The sequence below is a fragment of the Sphingomonas sp. jy18 genome (assembly GCF_056931895.1).
Map to the genome: position 1 here is coordinate 76,052 of NZ_JBXPBT010000004.1, position 14,343 is coordinate 90,394.

The following is a 14,343-nucleotide window of genomic DNA, read 5'->3' on the forward strand; positions in this document are numbered from 1 at the left end:
ACTCCCGGGCCGTGGTTTGGCCAAGGTCCCGGAAAGCCAGTTGAGAAGGAAGCGGATCGATGATCCAGATGCAATCCAACCTCGACGTCGCTGACAACAGTGGCGCCAAGCGCGTCCAGTGCATCAAGGTACTGGGCGGGTCGAAGCGTCGCACGGCTGGCGTCGGCGACATCATCGTGGTGTCGATCAAGGAAGCCGCGCCGCGCGGCAAGGTGAAGAAGGGCGACGTGCACCGCGCCGTCATCGTGCGTACCGCGAAGGACATTCGCCGCGCCGATGGCTCGGTGATCCGCTTCGATTCGAACGCCGCGGTGCTGATCAACAAGAACAAGGAGCCGATCGGCACCCGTATCTTCGGCCCGGTGGTGCGCGAACTGCGCGCCGCCCAGCACATGAAGATCATCAGCCTGGCTCCGGAGGTGCTGTAATCATGGCCAGTGCCAAGATCAAAAAGGGCGACAGCGTCGTCATCCTGTCCGGCAAGGACAAGGGCCGTACCGGCACCGTCACCCAGGTGATGCCGCGTGAAGGCAAGCTGGTGGTGGAAGGCGTCAACATCGCCACCCGTCACCGCAAGCCGACCCAGGCCAATCCGCAGGGCGGCCTGGAGCGCAGCGAAGCGCCGCTGGCCATTTCCAAGGTTGCGATTGCCGATCCCAAGTCGGGCGCGGCGACCCGCGTCCGCTTCGAAATCCGCGACGGCAAGAAGGTTCGTGTCGCCGCCAAGTCCGGAGAGCTGATCGATGGCTGACCGCTACATCCCCCGGCTCAAGGCCGACTATGACGCGCGCATCGTCAAGGCGATGACCGAAAAGTTCGGTTACACCAACCACATGGCCGTGCCGCGTCTCGACAAGATCGTCATCAACATGGGTGTTGGCGAAGCCGTGCAGGACAAGAAGAAGGTCGAGACGGCAGCCGCCGAGCTCGAGCTGATTGCCGGCCAGAAGCCCGTCATCACCAAGGCCAAGAAGTCGATCGCCCAGTTCAAGCTGCGCGAAGGCATGCCGATCGGCGTCAAGGTGACCCTGCGCCGCGAGCGCATGTACGAGTTTCTCGACCGCCTGGTGACCATCGCCATGCCCCGCATCCGCGACTTCCGCGGCCTCAACCCGAAGAGCTTCGACGGGCGCGGCAACTATGCGATGGGCCTCAAGGAGCAGCTGATCTTCCCGGAAATCAGCTACGACAAGATCGAGAAGGTCCGCGGCATGGACATCATCATCGCCACCACGGCGACGACCGATGACGAAGCCCGCGAACTGCTGCGCCTGTTCAACTTCCCCTTCCCCAAGGAAGATGAAGAGAAGCTGGCCGCGTGACCTTGGAATATCCGTTGCCGATGGCGGGCGAACCGCCGATCGGCGCAGAAGGAAAGAAGTGAGCTTAAGTCCATGGCGAAACTGAGTTCGATCAACAAGAATGAGAAGCGCAAGGCGCTGGCGAAGAAATATGCCGGCCGCTACGCCCGTCTGAAGGCCAAGGCCGCCGATGAATCGCTCGACGAAACCGAGCGCCTGATCGCGCGCCTGAAAATGGCGGAAGTGCCGCGCAACGGCAATCCGACGCGCATCCGCAACCGCTGCGAGCTGACCGGCCGTCCGCGCGCTTACTATCGCAAGTTCCGTCTGTGCCGCGTTCAGCTGCGCGATCTGGCCAACAAGGGCCTGATCCCCGGCGTGGTCAAGTCGAGCTGGTAAGGATCATTTGAAATGGCAATGACCGATCCTTTGGGTGATATGCTCACCCGCATCCGCAACGGCCAGCGCGCCAAGATGGACAGCGTGATCACGCCTGCGTCCAAGCTGCGTGCGCGCGTGCTCGATGTGCTGCAGCGCGAAGGCTATATCCGCGGCTATACCGCGGTGAAGCTGGGCCGCATGGAAGAGCATGATGCGCTGCGCATCGAGCTCAAATATTTCGAGGGCGAACCGGCGATCCGCCACGTCGCCCGCGTGTCCAAGCCGGGCCGTCGCGTCTATTCGGGCTCCAAGGAGCTGCCGCGCGTCAAGTCCGGCATGGGCATCACCATCGTCTCGACGCCGCGCGGCGTGCTCTCGGATGCCGAGGCCCGTGACGCCAATGTCGGCGGCGAAGTGCTCGCGGAGGTGTTCTGACATGTCGCGTATCGGCAAAAGGCCCGTCGGGCTCCCCAATGGCGTTTCCGCCAATATCGATGGCGGCCTGCTGTCGGTGAAGGGTGCGAAGGGCACGCTCAGCATGCCGCTGTCGGACCTTGTCACCTACACGGTCGAGGATGGCGCGATCAGCGTCAAGCCGGCCAACGACAGCAAGCAGGCGCGTGCCTTCTGGGGCATGCAGCGTACCCTGGTGCAGAATCTGGTGACCGGCGTCACCGACGGGTTCACCAAGGTGCTTGAAATCACCGGTGTCGGCTATCGCGCCACGGCCCAGGGCAAGACCCTGAAGCTGCAGCTCGGCTACAGCCACGACGTCAACTTCGACGTGCCGGAAGGCATCGAGATCAAGACGCCCGACAACACCACGGTCGAGATCAGCGGCATCGACAAGCAGAAGGTCGGGCAGGTTGCTGCCGAGATCCGTCGCTGGCGCAAGCCCGAGCCCTACAAGGGCAAGGGGATCAAGTATCGCGGCGAGTTCATCTTCCGCAAGGAAGGGAAGAAGAAGTAATGGCCCTGAAACGCACCCCGTTCGACAAGCGCCGTCAGCGCGTTCGTACCCAGATCCGCAAGCGTGCCGGCGACCGCAAGCGTCTGTCCGTGCACCGCTCGGGTCGGCACATCTATGTCCAGCTGATCGACGATGCGGAAGGCCGTACGCTGGCTGCCGCCTCGACGCTCGACAAGGACGTGCGCGGCCAGACCGGCGCGACCTGCGATGCCGCCGCGACCGTCGGCAAGCGCATTGCCGAAGCAGCCAAGGCCGCCGGCGTGACCCGCGTGGTGTTCGACCGCGGCGGCTTCCTGTTCCATGGCCGCGTCAAGGCCCTCGCCGATGCGGCGCGTGAAGGCGGATTGGAGTTCTAAATGTCCGACGTTAGCGAAATCCAGACCCAGGACGGCGCACCCGCCGACGTCGCAGCCGAAGGTCGCGGTCGCGGCCGTGGCCGTGGCGGCGACAACCGCGGCCGTGGCGGCCGTGACGGCAACCGTGGCCGTCGCGACGATCGTCGCGGCAATGCCGAAGAGGGCGGCGAAGAGTTCATCGAGAAGCTGGTGCACATCAACCGCGTCTCGAAGACCGTGAAGGGCGGCAAGCGCTTCGGCTTTGCGGCACTGGTCGTCGTCGGCGACGGCAAGGGCCGGGCCGGCTTCGGTCATGGCAAGGCGCGCGAAGTGCCGGAAGCCATCTCCAAGGCGACCGCAGCGGCCAAGAAGGCGATGCTGCGCGTGCCGCTGAAGGAAGGCCGCACGCTGCACCATGACGGTATCGGCCACTTCGGTGCCGGTCTCGTCAACGTCCGTTCGGCGCCGCAGGGCACCGGCATCATCGCCGGTGGTCCGATGCGCGCTGTCTTCGAAGCGCTCGGCGTTGCCGACGTCGTGTCGAAGTCGAACGGCACGTCGAACCCCTACAACATGATCCGCGCGACCTTCGAAGCGCTCAAGACCCAGACCAGCCCGAAGTCGGTGGCCCAGCGCCGCGGCAAGAAGGTGGCGGACCTGATCGGCCGCAGCGGGGCTTCGAGCCGTGAAGTCGAAGCCGATGTCGCGCTGACGGAGGTCTGAGACCATGGCTGACAAGAAGACATTCAAGGTCAAGCAGACCGGCTCGCCGATCCGCCGCCCCAAGACCCAGCGCGCCATCCTGACCGGCCTCGGCCTCGGCAAGCTGCATCGCACTGTCGAGCTCGAGGACACGCCCGCGACGCGCGGCATGGTCGCCAAGGTGGCGCACATGGTCGAGGTGGTCGATTGACCTGAATTCCTCTCCCGCTGGCGGGAGAGGAGCGAGACCTGCTGAGCCGCAGGCGAAGCCGGTCGCAGCGGAGAGGGGCCTTCCCCTCTCCAAGGTCCGCTAAGTCGCGTTGCGACTAAGCTCCCCTATCCTCTCCCCTGAAGGGGAGAGGGCTATCAGCGCGAACATAGCGAAAGCGAGTGCAACGACATGAAACTCAACGAACTTCGTGACAACCAGGGCGCCCGCAAGGGCCGCATGCGCGTCGGACGCGGCATCGGCTCGGGCAAGGGCAAGACCGCCGGCCGCGGCCAGAAGGGTGCCAAGGCGCGCTCGGGCGTGGCAATCAACGGCTTCGAAGGCGGCCAGATGCCGCTGCACATGCGCATCCCGAAGCGCGGCTTCAACAACATCTTCGGCAAGGATTTTGCCATCGTCAATCTGGGCATGGTCCAGAAGCTGGTCGATGCCGGCAAGCTCGATGCCAAGGCGACCGTCGATCACGCCGCGCTCAAGGCTGCCGGCGTTGCCCGTGGCGGCAAGGATGGCGTGCGTCTGCTGGCCAAGGGCGAGCTGACCACCAAGCTCGTCTTCGCGGTCGAAGGCGCTTCGGCCGGTGCGGTTGCGGCTGTCGAAAAGCTCGGCGGCTCGGTCACGCTGCCGGCCAAGGCGGACGCCGCGGCTGACGCCTGAGCAGGCATTGGGCGGGAAAGCGGCGGGCAGGGGCTTGCGTCCCCGCCCGCTGCGCCCCATGTGGCGATGCGGGGGATGCGTGTCGCGGTCCGGTCCGGCAGGGGCCGTCACCCGGTTCCGTCGATCCTCCGCCACAGGGACACCGCATAGTCGCGGTTTAGCACGGGTCGCCCGGTAGCAGCCGGGCCTGATTGAGGCAGCTTACGCATGGCATCTCGCGCCGACCAACTCGGTATGAGCATGGACCTCAGCAAATTCGGTCAGGCGACCGAACTGAAGAACCGCATCTGGTTCACGCTGGGCGCTCTCGTCGTCTTCCGTTTCCTCAGCTTCGTGCCGCTTCCCGGCATCGATCCGGTGGCGATGAGCCAGCTTTACCAACAGGTCGGCTCGGGCGGCATCCTCGACCTGTTCAACACTTTCTCGGGCGGCAGCCTGGAGCGCGCGAGCATCATCGCGCTCGGCGTCATGCCCTATATTACCGCTTCGATCGTCGTCCAGCTGGCCGCCGCGCTCAACCCGACGCTGGCCGCGCTCAAGAAGGAAGGCGAAAGCGGGCGCAAGAAGCTCAACCAGTACACCCGCTACGGCACGGTGCTGCTCACCGCCATCCAGGGCTATTTCATCGCCACCGGCCTCGAAGCGGTCGGCGCGCAGGCCGGTTCGGTCCAGCCGGTGATCGACCCGGGCATGATGTTCCGCCTCACCGCGGTAATCAGCCTGATCGGCGGCACGCTGTTCCTGATGTGGCTGGGCGAGCAGATCACCAGCCGCGGCATCGGCAACGGCGTCTCGCTGATCATCATGGCCGGCATCGTCGCCTCGATGCCGCAGACGCTGGCGCAGCTGTTCGAACAGGGCCGCTCGGGCCAGATGAACGGCCTGCTGATCGCCGCCATGCTGTTCGGCGCGTTCGGCGTGATCTGGCTGATCAGCTTCATGGAGCGCGCGCAGCGCCGTGTGCTGGTGCAATATCCCAAGCGCGCGACCGCGCAGGGCATGGCCCAGCAGGAGCGCAGCCACCTGCCGCTCAAGGTCAATACCGCCGGCGTCATTCCGCCGATCTTCGCCTCGTCGCTGCTGCTGATGCCGCTCACCATTACCCAGTTCATGGGCCAGGGCGTGACCGACGATACCACCTGGGGCGCGGTGCTGCTGCAGCTCAACCAGTGGTTCGCCCACGGCCAGCCGCTGTACATGACGCTCTATGGCCTCGGCATCCTGTTCTTCGCCTTCTTCTACGTCGCGGTGGTGTTCAACCCCGAGGAGACGGCCGACAATCTGAAGCGGCAGGGCGGCTTCATCCCCGGTTACCGCCCGGGCAAGGCGACGTCCGACTATCTCGATTATGTGCTGACCCGCATCACCGTCGTCGGCGCCATCTATCTGGCCTTCATCTGCCTCATTCCGGAATATGTGACCGCGTCGACCGGTGTAGGCCTCGCACTTGGCGGTACCAGCCTGCTGATTCTGGTCAACGTCACCATCGATACGGTGACGCAGATCCAGAGCCACCTGCTGGCGCACCAATATGCCGACCTGATCAAGAAGGCCAAGCTCAAGGGCAAGATGCGCTGAACGGGCGGCCGGCCACGTAGACAGACAAACTAGGGGGAAGCGCCTGTGGCTCTCGACATCATCCTGCTGGGACCGCCGGGGGCGGGCAAGGGCACCCAGGCCAGCCGGCTCGAAGACGCCTATGGCATGGTCCAGCTCTCGACCGGCGACATGCTGCGCGCTGCGGTCAAGGCCGGCACCCCCATCGGCCTGCAAGCCAAGGCGGTGATGGATGCCGGCGAGCTGGTCTCGGACGCCATCGTCTCCGGCATCATCGGCGACCGGCTCGACGAACTTGGCGCGGACACCCCGGTGATTTTCGACGGCTACCCGCGCACCGCCGCCCAGGCCGAAGCGTTAGACGCGATCCTCAGCGCGCGTGGCCGCACGCTCGATCATGTCATCGAACTGGAGGTGGACGAAGACGCGCTGGTCGATCGCATCACCGGCCGCTTCACCTGCGGCACGTGCGGCGAGGGCTATCACGACCGCTACAAGCAGCCCAAGGTCGAGGGCGTGTGCGACGTGTGCGGCAGCAGCGACTTCAAGCGCCGCCCCGACGACAATGCCGAGACGGTGCGCACCCGCATGGCGGAATATCGCGCCAAGACCGCGCCGATCCTGCCGATCTACGAGGCGCGCGGGATTGTCAGTCGTGTCGACGGCATGGCCGACATGGACGATGTGACGGCGGCGATCGAGGCTATCCTCAAGCCCGAGTAAGCGTGGCCTTTCGCCAGCGGCAGCCCTGTGCCATCTTCGTCATTCCCGCGTTCGCGGCCATGACGACGTGCTTCCATCGAAGGGGCAACCACATGCGGACCATATTGCTGGCAACAGCCCTCGTCGTTTCCACCCCCGCCGCCGCCGAAGTCGTCAGCAGCGACGAGACCGGCTTTTCGATCCGCGTCGAAGCCAGCACCGCCGCCGCGCCTGAAGCGGTGTTCGCGCTGTTCGCCACGCCGCAGCGCTGGTGGTCGCCCACCCATACATGGAGCGGGGATTCCGCGTCGATGCGGATAGAGCCGCAACGCGCCGGCGGCTGCTGGTGCGAGGCGCTGCCGCTGCTCGGATCGGTCGAGCATGGCCATATCATCCGCTGGGACCCGGAGCACAGCCGCGTCCTGTTCCGCGCCGAACTCGGCCCGCTGCAGGCGCTGCCGGTCAACGGCAAGCTCGAATGGATCGCGGTCGGCCTGCCCGATGGCACCACCCGCGTGGCGATGCGCTATGAGGTGGCCGGACGCGGCATGGACGATCCGGTGGCGCTCGCCAGCGCGGTCGACGGCGTGCTCGGACAGCAACTCGCCCGGCTGATCGCCGCTGCTGACGCAACCGCTAGCCCCGGCACTCCTCCACCACCCGCTGCAGCGCAGGCCGGGTCGGTACCAGCAGCGGCGGCTGCATCACCGTCTCGATGACAAAGCGGCCGCGGCTGTAGAGGATGCTGTCCCACAGCGGATCGGCTGGCGGCAGCGCGGTTTCGATCCGGCGGGACGATTGATCGACGCGCTGCACCGGCAATTCCCGCTCGCCGGCGCTGGTGCGGATGCGGAACACCGCGCGCATGTCCTGCGGCAACACGCCTGAGCGCCCCAGGCGCAACTGCCCGTCGATGCAGCCGATGGTGGCCAGCAGTGCGCCATCGCTGCCGATGAAGCGCACCGTCCGTGCGCGTTCCAGCACCCACTCCCCCGGCGTCAGATCGTCGACCGACCAGTCCCCGGCGTAGCGATCCGCCACCGGCGCGGGCCTTGGCGCGGGAGCCGGCGTCGGGCGGGCGACCGGTGCCGGCGGCGCGGCGGGCGGCGGCGTGCTGGGCGCGACGCAACTGGCGAGCAGTGGCAGCAGGGTGACGGGGAGGAGGTAACGGATCATATCTAGGCCTGCCTGATGGCTGTGCCTGACCGACCCTCATTGTCATTCCCGCGAAAGCGGGAATCCAGGGGCGGATGGCACCGCACTTTGCCGCCCCTGGATTCCCGCTTTCGCGGGAATGACATGAGCTGAATGGAAGGTAACCCTACCCCCTCACTCGCCGCCGAACAACCGCCGCAGGAACACTGTCTCCACCTCGCGGCGCAGATCGTTGTTGGCCTTTTTCTGGAAGCCATGGCCTTCATCGGCGAACAGCACATATGATGTGTCCACCCCGTTGGCGCGCAGTTCGCGGACGATCTGGTCGCTTTCCGACTGCGGCACGCGCGGGTCGTTGGCCCCCTGCATCACCAGCATCGGCCGGGTGATCCGGGCGACATTGTTGAGCGGCGAGATGCGCTCGAACACGGCGCGCATCGCCGGATCGCGCTCGTCGCCATATTCGGCGCGGCGGTTGTCGCGGCGATAGGCCTCGGTGTTCTGCAGGAACGAAATCCAGTTGCTGATGCCATAGCGTTCGACCCCGCCGACCAGCCGATCCGAATAATGGGTCATCACCGCCAGCGACATGTAGCCGCCATAGCTCTGCCCGTAGACCGCGACGCGGCCCGCATCGAGCCCCGGCTGCGTGCCGATCCAGTCGAGCAGCGCGCCGATGTCCTTGACGCTGTCCTCGCGCTTCTCGGCATTGTCGAGATTGAGGTAGCGCGTGCCATAGCCGTCGGAGCCACGGACATTGGGCAGGATGACGACCGCGCCCAGCACATTGGCGAAATATTGCGCGCCCGGGTTCCAGCCGGGCCGCGTCTGCGCCTCCGGCCCGCCATGGATGTCGATGATCACCGGCAGCCGCGCATCCGCCGCCACACCGACCGGGCGATAGACGAAGGCGGGGACGGACAGCCCATCGAAACTGGTGAAGCGGATCAGCTCCGGCTCGGCGAGCTGCGCCGGGTCGAGATCGCCGAGCTCGCTGGTGGTCCAGCGGGTCAGCGGGCCGCCCGCCACATCATGGCTCCACACGTCGCCGGCCGAGCGGGCGGTGGTCAGGCCGATGGCGAGTTTCGAGCCGTCAGGCGAAAAATCGAGCGCCGTCAGCACGCCCCTCGGCAGTTCGGGCTGCGGCAGCGCGCGGCGGGTGACGAAATCCTGCACGACGACGCGGCTGAAGCCATCCTCGTTGACCGCATAAGCCAGCACGCGCCCGTCGTCGGACAGGTCATAAGCCTCGACATCCCAAGGCAGCTCGGGGGAGATGGCCCGCACCGCACCGCTCGCGACATCGATCTCGATCAGCCGCCGGACGTCGCTGCCATTGTTGCTGATGGCGAGGATCGCCGCCCCGCCCCGGATGAAGCGCGGGTCCTCATAGCGGGCTGCGCCGCCCGCCACTGTCAGAGGCCGCACGCTCGCACTCGCCACGTCGAGCAGCATCAGCTGGTTCTCGCGGTTGGAGATCCCCTTGGTAATCAGGATAGTCCGCGCATCGTCGCTGATATCGGCAGGGCCAACCGCCCCCGTGCCCTGCCACAGCAGCCGCGCGCTGGCCGGATCGGCGGGGTTGGCGGTGAAGATCGCATAGTCGGCGGAGCCCCGCACTGCTCGGCTCCACGCCAGCATCCGTCCGTCACCGCTGAAGGTCGCGCCCTGATTGCGCGTGCCGGTCTCGGTCAGCTGCGTCGTGCTGCCGTCCAGCCCTCGCGTGAAAATCTGGTACCACTCATCGCCGCCAGTATCGCGTCCGAGCAGATAGCGATCACTGCCGGGGATCGCCTGCGCCCCCGCCACCGGCTCGTCATAGAAAGTCAGTTGCTGCCGGTCCGCCCCCGGCGCCGCGACGCGATGCACCTGCGCGGTCGATCCGAAGCGGGTGGTGATCAGCATCGATCCGTCCGCCAGCCAGTCCTGGAACTGCGCGCTGCGGTAATTCTGGTAGCGCTGCACCGCCGCGCTGACCGCGGGGGGAATGGCCGGCACATTCTCGACACGCGCCGATCCGACCTGGCGGACCTCGACGGTGGGGGCAGGCGCGGTCTGCGCCACCAACGCGACCGGCGCGGAGGCGAGCAGCAGGGCGGTGATGAAGGGACGGATCATGGAGGGCTCCAGCAGATAGAAAGAACCCTAGCCCTGAGCCTGTCGAAGGGCGCTTCTCAGTACGGATAAGCGCCCTTCGACAGGCTCAGGGCTACGGGGAATTCAGATGGGTAACGCTCAATCCCGGAACGACGGATCGATCCGGTCGAGCTTTCTGAGCAGCGCCGGCCAGGCCAGCGACCGCGCCACCATGCCCATGCCGCCCGGCGGGGTCTGGCTTTCGACCTTCTCGGGCGTGCCCTGCGGCGGGGTGTTGAGATTCTCGCGGCCGGCCGACAGCATCATGATCTGCGCTTCGCAGGCGCGCTCGAGGAAATAGAGGCGCAGGAAACAGTCGCCCACCGTCTCGCCCACCGCCAGCGTACCATGGTTGCGCAGGATCATAGCATGCTTCGCACCCAGATCCTCGACCAGCCGCTCGCGCTCCTCGAGGTCGGTGGCGATGCCCTCATACTCATGATAGGCGACATTGTGCTGCGCGATCATCGCGGTCTGCGTGTGCGGCAGCAGCCCCCACGACTGCGCGCTCACCGCCTGCCCGTGCGGGGTGTGCAGATGCATCACCGCATGCGCATCCTCGCGTGCCATGTGGATCGCCGAATGGATGGTGAAACCGGCGGGATTGACCGGGTGCGACGTCGGCACCACCGGCTGCCCCTCGACGTCGATCTTGACCAGCGACGATGCCGTGATCTCCTCGAACATCATGTCATAGGGGTTGATCAGGAAATGATGCTCCGGCCCCGGCACGCGGGCGGACAGATGGGTGAAGATCAGATCGTCCCAGCCATAATGCGCGACCAGCCGGTAGGCCGCCGCCAGATCGACCCGGATCGCCCATTCCTCTTCGGACACCGCGCCACGGATATGGTCGTCGTTGGCGGGCTTCATCTGTGTAGCCATCGTCTCTCTCCCGATTGCGTTTTCGCGCGCAACCTATCGCCATTGTCATTCCCGCGAAAGCGGGAATGACAATGGTTCAGATTAAACGCTCATTCCACCGCCCCCGCAACCGGCCGGAAATCGCGTGCGAACCGCTCCAGCATCCGCACGCCCCAGCCCGCGGAGCCTGCGGGCTTGACATCGTTGGCCGGCCCCCAAGCCTCGTTGGCCATGTCGATATGCGCCCATGGGATGTCGCGGCTGATGAATTCGCCGATGAAATAGGCGCCGAAGCTGGCACCGCCGCCGCCGCCCGATCCGCCGTTGCGCAGGTCGGCGATGGGCGATGCCGCTTCCTCGCCATAGCTGGGGTGGATCGGCATGCGCCACATCGCCTCGCCGGTGGCATCGCCGGCGGCCAGCAATTGCTCGGCCAGCGCATCGTGCCGGCTGAACAGCCCCGAATAATCGTCACCCAGCGCGGTGCCGATCGCGCCGGTCAGCGTCGCGACATCGACCACGGCGGCGGGGGAGAGGCGCGCATCGGCGTAGGACAGCGCATCGGCCAGCACCAGCCGCCCCTCGGCATCGGTGGAGATGATCTCGATGGTCTTGCCGTTCATCGCGCGCAGCACGTCCGCCGGGCGGATGGCGTTGCCGTCGGGCATATTCTCGGCGAGCGCGGCGATGGAGACGACATGCACCGGCGCCTCGCTGCGCGCCAGCGCGAGCACCGCGCCGGTCACCGACGCCGCGCCGGACATGTCCATTTTCATGTCCCCCATATTGGCCGACGGCTTGATCGAAATGCCCCCGGAATCGAAGGTGATGCCCTTGCCTGCCATGACGATGGGGTTGTCTGCGCTGCCCTCCCCGCGATAGCGCACGATCAGCATGCGCGGCGGGCGCGCGCTGCCCTGGCCGACGCCCAGGATCGCCCCCATGCCCAGCCGCTCCATGGCGGGCACGTCGAGCACCTCGATGGTCACGCCGCGCACCCCGGCAAAGGCGGCGCGGGTGCGCTCGACGAAGCTCTCGGGGTAGACGATGTTGGCGGGCTCGTTGGAAAGATCGCGGGTCCAGGTCACTGCATCGATCAGCGCCACGCCGCGCCGGCGATAGAGCGGCTCGGCGGCAGCGGCGGTCGAGGCGGCGATGGTGGTCGGCGCCATGTCGCCGCCCGCCCGGTCGATGGTGTCATGCAGGTCGGAGCGATATTCGCCGATGCCCATGCCCGTCGCCAGTTCGGCGACCTGCTCTGCGGACAGCCCCTCGGCGGCGACGGTCACCGTCCCGTCCTCGCCCATCAGCGCGCGCGCCGCCGCCGCACCGATCGACTGGACAGCCGCCAGATCCGGCGTCTCCCCCGTGCCGATCAGCACGATCCGCCGCCAGCTGCCGATGCCGCGCAGGTTCAGCATCGCCCGCGCACCATAGCGGAATTCGGCGGCGGTCAGTGCGCGGCCGATGGCGCTGCGCTCGGCCTCGGACAGGAAGGCACCGCGTGTCGCCAGATCGTCGGCGCTTGCCAGCGGCAGCACCAGCGACCCCTCGTTCGGGCTGACCGTTGCGGCAAAGGACATGGCCCGTCGTACCGGTACTGCCGCGACCGACTGGCTGCCGCGCACGGTCGGCGCGGAACTGGTCGGCTGGGCCAGCGATGGCGCGGCGCTCAGCGCGACCAGCGAAGCGGCGGACAGGGCAAGCAGGCGGGTTTTGGGCATCGGGGGGGCGATCCTTGGTTGGAGATTGGTCTTCCATCATCTTGCCGCCGCCCGCCGCGATGTAAAGTCTCCGGCGGCTAGCGGCGCGGGCAAGGCCCGCAGGAATCCGCTGATCCATACACACCGTCATTGCGAGCGCAGCGAAGCAATCCAGGGCGGTAAACGCCGACTCTGGATTGCTTCGCTGCGCTCGCAATGACGGTAAGGGAACCGAGCGTGTCACTTAACCCCGCCGACGCACAATCCCCGCAGCCTCGATCAGCGCGGGGATATGCTGTTTCAGCGCGAAGAAGCCCTTGCCGCAATGGGGCCAGGCCGCAGCGTCCCAGCGCCGCTGCACCTCGCCCACTGCGATACCCGCCGCTTCGAGCGGTGGCAGCGCGGCGGCGGTGGCGTCGCGGGTCGGGCCGGTGGTGGCAAAGGGCATGATGATCTGGCGCGCACCGATCGCCGTCACCGCAGTCGCCAGCGCCGCGCCATCGCCCAGTGGCGGCAGCGCCGGGCAGGCAAAGCGCGCCGCCGCCCGTGCCAGCGCGTCGGCGCCGGCGCGTCCTGACAGCGCGGTTGCTGCCGCGCCACGCTCCGCTTGCTCCTCCAGCACTGCCACCGCCCGGATGGCGCAGCGGCCGGGATCGGTGCTCAGCCGGCCGGTTGGCGCGGCATCGAGCGAAAGATCGTCGCTGGTCAGCAGCAGCAGGGAGGGCAGCGCCGGATCGAGGCTGCGCGGGCTGCGCAGTGGCCCCGCAGCCGGGGAGGGCACCGTGTCGATGGCACAGGCGCGCGTCGCCAGTCCGTCTGCGCTCAGCCGCCCGCGCGTCATCGCCGCGATCCGCTCCGGGTCGGCCAGATAGGTCTTGCCCGGCGTATGCGCCCCCGCCACCCAGCGCCACGACAGCGTGTTGGACGCGGGGTCGGCATCGATGAACTGGCCTTGCGTATGCGCGATGCCCAGCGCGATCGGCAGCCGCAGGGTGAACAGCCAGATGGAGGCGAACTGCATCCGCGCCCAATTGTGCAGATAGCCGGTGCTGGCCAGCTCCTGCGCCCAGGCATCGAAGGCGGCAATGCCGGTGCGGCCATCGATGGCGGCGGCATGCCGATCGGCGAGCAGGCGGTCGTTCGCCAGCCTGTCCCGCGCTGCGTCCAGCTCGGCCAGATGGGCCGCCCACAGCGCCGGGCGCTGTTCCAGCCAGCCTTTCCAATAGGTCCGCCAGCAGACCTCGGCGATGAACTTCTCCGCCTCGGCCAGCGGGTGTGCGGCCAGCACTGCGGCGATGACCTCTTCCTCGCTCACCAGCCGCTGCCGCAGGGCGGCGGACAGGCGGGAGACATGGCGATGGCCGCCCGGTCCTTCCTCGAAATTGCGGCGCTCGGCATAGGCGCGTCCGGCGAGGGGCACGAATTGCTCGAGCCGCTCGAGCGCCGCAGCGCGAGTGGAAGGGAAATCCAGCACTACCGTCATTCGCCTGTGTTCGGGACAAACTCTCCGTCCGTCATTGCGAGCGAAGCGAAGCAATCCAGGGCGGTTTGTGCCGACCCTGGATTGCTTCGCTTCGCTCGCAATGACGGAGAAGCTCAAATCGATGCGCCCCGATCTAACGGCGGTGAATGGCCGCGCCATACCGCAACGGGG

At 66.9% G+C, this 14,343-nt stretch carries 18 protein-coding genes; 13 read left to right on the forward strand and 5 right to left on the reverse strand.

Annotated elements, in window-relative coordinates:
• The first annotated feature begins 59 nt into the window (after positions 1 to 59).
• The 13 genes from rplN to AC0QC4_RS11265 all read left to right on the forward strand — a co-directional run bounded on the left by rplN (position 60) and on the right by AC0QC4_RS11265 (position 7,550).
• Positions 60 to 428 carry a 50S ribosomal protein L14 gene (gene rplN / locus AC0QC4_RS11205; RefSeq protein WP_483659986.1) on the forward strand — a complete coding sequence of 123 codons (369 nt, stop codon included), beginning with the start codon at positions 60 to 62 and terminating at the stop codon, positions 426 to 428.
• 2 nt (positions 429 to 430) lie between these two features.
• Positions 431 to 751: a 50S ribosomal protein L24 gene (rplX, locus tag AC0QC4_RS11210; protein WP_483659987.1), complete on the forward strand. Its 321-nt coding sequence runs from the start codon at positions 431 to 433 to the stop codon at positions 749 to 751.
• Entirely contained in the window at positions 744 to 1,322 is a 579-nt protein-coding gene (gene rplE / locus AC0QC4_RS11215) for a 50S ribosomal protein L5 (RefSeq protein ID WP_483659988.1), read from the forward strand. The genes rplX and rplE overlap by 8 nt, the downstream gene beginning before the upstream one ends.
• Before the next feature lie 72 nt (positions 1,323 to 1,394).
• A complete protein-coding gene (rpsN, locus tag AC0QC4_RS11220; RefSeq protein ID WP_483659989.1) occupies positions 1,395 to 1,700 on the forward strand; it encodes a 30S ribosomal protein S14 in 306 nt (101 codons plus the stop codon).
• Between the two features lie 12 nt (positions 1,701 to 1,712).
• Positions 1,713 to 2,117, forward strand: coding sequence for a 30S ribosomal protein S8 (gene rpsH / locus AC0QC4_RS11225; protein WP_483659990.1), 405 nt, complete (start codon positions 1,713 to 1,715; stop codon positions 2,115 to 2,117).
• A 1-nt stretch (position 2,118) separates the two neighbouring features.
• Entirely contained in the window at positions 2,119 to 2,652 is a 534-nt protein-coding gene (gene rplF, locus AC0QC4_RS11230; protein WP_483659991.1) for a 50S ribosomal protein L6, read from the forward strand.
• Positions 2,652 to 3,008 (forward strand): 50S ribosomal protein L18, encoded by a 357-nt coding sequence (rplR, locus tag AC0QC4_RS11235; RefSeq protein ID WP_483659992.1) that lies wholly within the window; start codon positions 2,652 to 2,654, stop codon positions 3,006 to 3,008. The genes rplF and rplR overlap by 1 nt, the downstream gene beginning before the upstream one ends.
• Positions 3,009 to 3,710, forward strand: a complete 702-nt coding sequence (rpsE, locus tag AC0QC4_RS11240) for a 30S ribosomal protein S5 (RefSeq protein WP_483659993.1) — start codon at positions 3,009 to 3,011, stop codon at positions 3,708 to 3,710.
• Positions 3,711 to 3,714: 4 nt separating this feature from the next.
• On the forward strand, positions 3,715 to 3,900 hold the full coding sequence (rpmD, locus tag AC0QC4_RS11245; RefSeq protein ID WP_483659994.1) for a 50S ribosomal protein L30: 186 nt from the start codon (positions 3,715 to 3,717) through the stop codon (positions 3,898 to 3,900).
• 189 nt (positions 3,901 to 4,089) lie between these two features.
• Positions 4,090 to 4,572 carry a 50S ribosomal protein L15 gene (gene rplO, locus AC0QC4_RS11250; protein ID WP_483659995.1) on the forward strand — a complete coding sequence of 161 codons (483 nt, stop codon included), beginning with the start codon at positions 4,090 to 4,092 and terminating at the stop codon, positions 4,570 to 4,572.
• Positions 4,573 to 4,779: 207 nt separating this feature from the next.
• Positions 4,780 to 6,150 (forward strand): preprotein translocase subunit SecY, encoded by a 1,371-nt coding sequence (gene secY, locus AC0QC4_RS11255; RefSeq protein WP_483659996.1) that lies wholly within the window; start codon positions 4,780 to 4,782, stop codon positions 6,148 to 6,150.
• Between the two features lie 45 nt (positions 6,151 to 6,195).
• Positions 6,196 to 6,852 (forward strand): adenylate kinase, encoded by a 657-nt coding sequence (locus AC0QC4_RS11260; RefSeq protein ID WP_483659997.1) that lies wholly within the window; start codon positions 6,196 to 6,198, stop codon positions 6,850 to 6,852.
• 92 nt (positions 6,853 to 6,944) lie between these two features.
• Positions 6,945 to 7,550 (forward strand): SRPBCC family protein, encoded by a 606-nt coding sequence (locus tag AC0QC4_RS11265; protein ID WP_483659998.1) that lies wholly within the window; start codon positions 6,945 to 6,947, stop codon positions 7,548 to 7,550.
• Here AC0QC4_RS11265 and AC0QC4_RS11270 read toward each other — a convergent pair.
• From AC0QC4_RS11270 to AC0QC4_RS11290, 5 genes are all read right to left on the reverse strand, one after another.
• Positions 7,468 to 8,007, reverse strand: coding sequence for a hypothetical protein (locus tag AC0QC4_RS11270; RefSeq protein WP_483659999.1), 540 nt, complete (start codon positions 8,005 to 8,007; stop codon positions 7,468 to 7,470). The two genes, AC0QC4_RS11265 and AC0QC4_RS11270, sit on opposite strands and share 83 nt — an antisense overlap.
• A 153-nt stretch (positions 8,008 to 8,160) precedes the next feature.
• Positions 8,161 to 10,104 carry a S9 family peptidase gene (locus AC0QC4_RS11275; protein ID WP_483660000.1) on the reverse strand — a complete coding sequence of 648 codons (1,944 nt, stop codon included), beginning with the start codon at positions 10,102 to 10,104 and terminating at the stop codon, positions 8,161 to 8,163.
• Positions 10,105 to 10,221: 117 nt separating this feature from the next.
• Entirely contained in the window at positions 10,222 to 11,007 is a 786-nt protein-coding gene (locus AC0QC4_RS11280) for a class II aldolase/adducin family protein (protein WP_483660001.1), read from the reverse strand.
• 89 nt (positions 11,008 to 11,096) lie between these two features.
• A complete protein-coding gene (locus AC0QC4_RS11285; RefSeq protein WP_483660002.1) occupies positions 11,097 to 12,710 on the reverse strand; it encodes a leucyl aminopeptidase in 1,614 nt (537 codons plus the stop codon).
• 223 nt (positions 12,711 to 12,933) lie between these two features.
• Positions 12,934 to 14,172, reverse strand: coding sequence for an FAD-binding domain-containing protein (locus AC0QC4_RS11290; RefSeq protein ID WP_483660003.1), 1,239 nt, complete (start codon positions 14,170 to 14,172; stop codon positions 12,934 to 12,936).
• Positions 14,173 to 14,343 lie beyond the last annotated feature (171 nt).

What these genes read in the sequence shown, in the direction of transcription:
- rplN (WP_483659986.1), top strand. Translation starts at nt 60, where the DNA reads ATGATCCAGATGCAATCCAACCTCGACGTCGCTGACAACAGTGGCGCC.
- AC0QC4_RS11275 (WP_483660000.1), bottom strand. Translation starts at nt 10,104, where the DNA reads ATGATCCGTCCCTTCATCACCGCCCTGCTGCTCGCCTCCGCGCCGGTC.
- rplX (WP_483659987.1), top strand. Translation starts at nt 431, where the DNA reads ATGGCCAGTGCCAAGATCAAAAAGGGCGACAGCGTCGTCATCCTGTCC.
- rpsH (WP_483659990.1), top strand. Translation starts at nt 1,713, where the DNA reads ATGGCAATGACCGATCCTTTGGGTGATATGCTCACCCGCATCCGCAAC.
- rpsE (WP_483659993.1), top strand. Translation starts at nt 3,009, where the DNA reads ATGTCCGACGTTAGCGAAATCCAGACCCAGGACGGCGCACCCGCCGAC.
- rpmD (WP_483659994.1), top strand. Translation starts at nt 3,715, where the DNA reads ATGGCTGACAAGAAGACATTCAAGGTCAAGCAGACCGGCTCGCCGATC.
- rpsN (WP_483659989.1), top strand. Translation starts at nt 1,395, where the DNA reads ATGGCGAAACTGAGTTCGATCAACAAGAATGAGAAGCGCAAGGCGCTG.
- AC0QC4_RS11280 (WP_483660001.1), bottom strand. Translation starts at nt 11,007, where the DNA reads ATGGCTACACAGATGAAGCCCGCCAACGACGACCATATCCGTGGCGCG.
- secY (WP_483659996.1), top strand. Translation starts at nt 4,780, where the DNA reads ATGGCATCTCGCGCCGACCAACTCGGTATGAGCATGGACCTCAGCAAA.
- rplE (WP_483659988.1), top strand. Translation starts at nt 744, where the DNA reads ATGGCTGACCGCTACATCCCCCGGCTCAAGGCCGACTATGACGCGCGC.
- AC0QC4_RS11270 (WP_483659999.1), bottom strand. Translation starts at nt 8,007, where the DNA reads ATGATCCGTTACCTCCTCCCCGTCACCCTGCTGCCACTGCTCGCCAGT.
- rplO (WP_483659995.1), top strand. Translation starts at nt 4,090, where the DNA reads ATGAAACTCAACGAACTTCGTGACAACCAGGGCGCCCGCAAGGGCCGC.
- rplR (WP_483659992.1), top strand. Translation starts at nt 2,652, where the DNA reads ATGGCCCTGAAACGCACCCCGTTCGACAAGCGCCGTCAGCGCGTTCGT.
- AC0QC4_RS11265 (WP_483659998.1), top strand. Translation starts at nt 6,945, where the DNA reads ATGCGGACCATATTGCTGGCAACAGCCCTCGTCGTTTCCACCCCCGCC.
- AC0QC4_RS11290 (WP_483660003.1), bottom strand. Translation starts at nt 14,172, where the DNA reads ATGACGGTAGTGCTGGATTTCCCTTCCACTCGCGCTGCGGCGCTCGAG.
- AC0QC4_RS11285 (WP_483660002.1), bottom strand. Translation starts at nt 12,710, where the DNA reads ATGCCCAAAACCCGCCTGCTTGCCCTGTCCGCCGCTTCGCTGGTCGCG.
- rplF (WP_483659991.1), top strand. Translation starts at nt 2,119, where the DNA reads ATGTCGCGTATCGGCAAAAGGCCCGTCGGGCTCCCCAATGGCGTTTCC.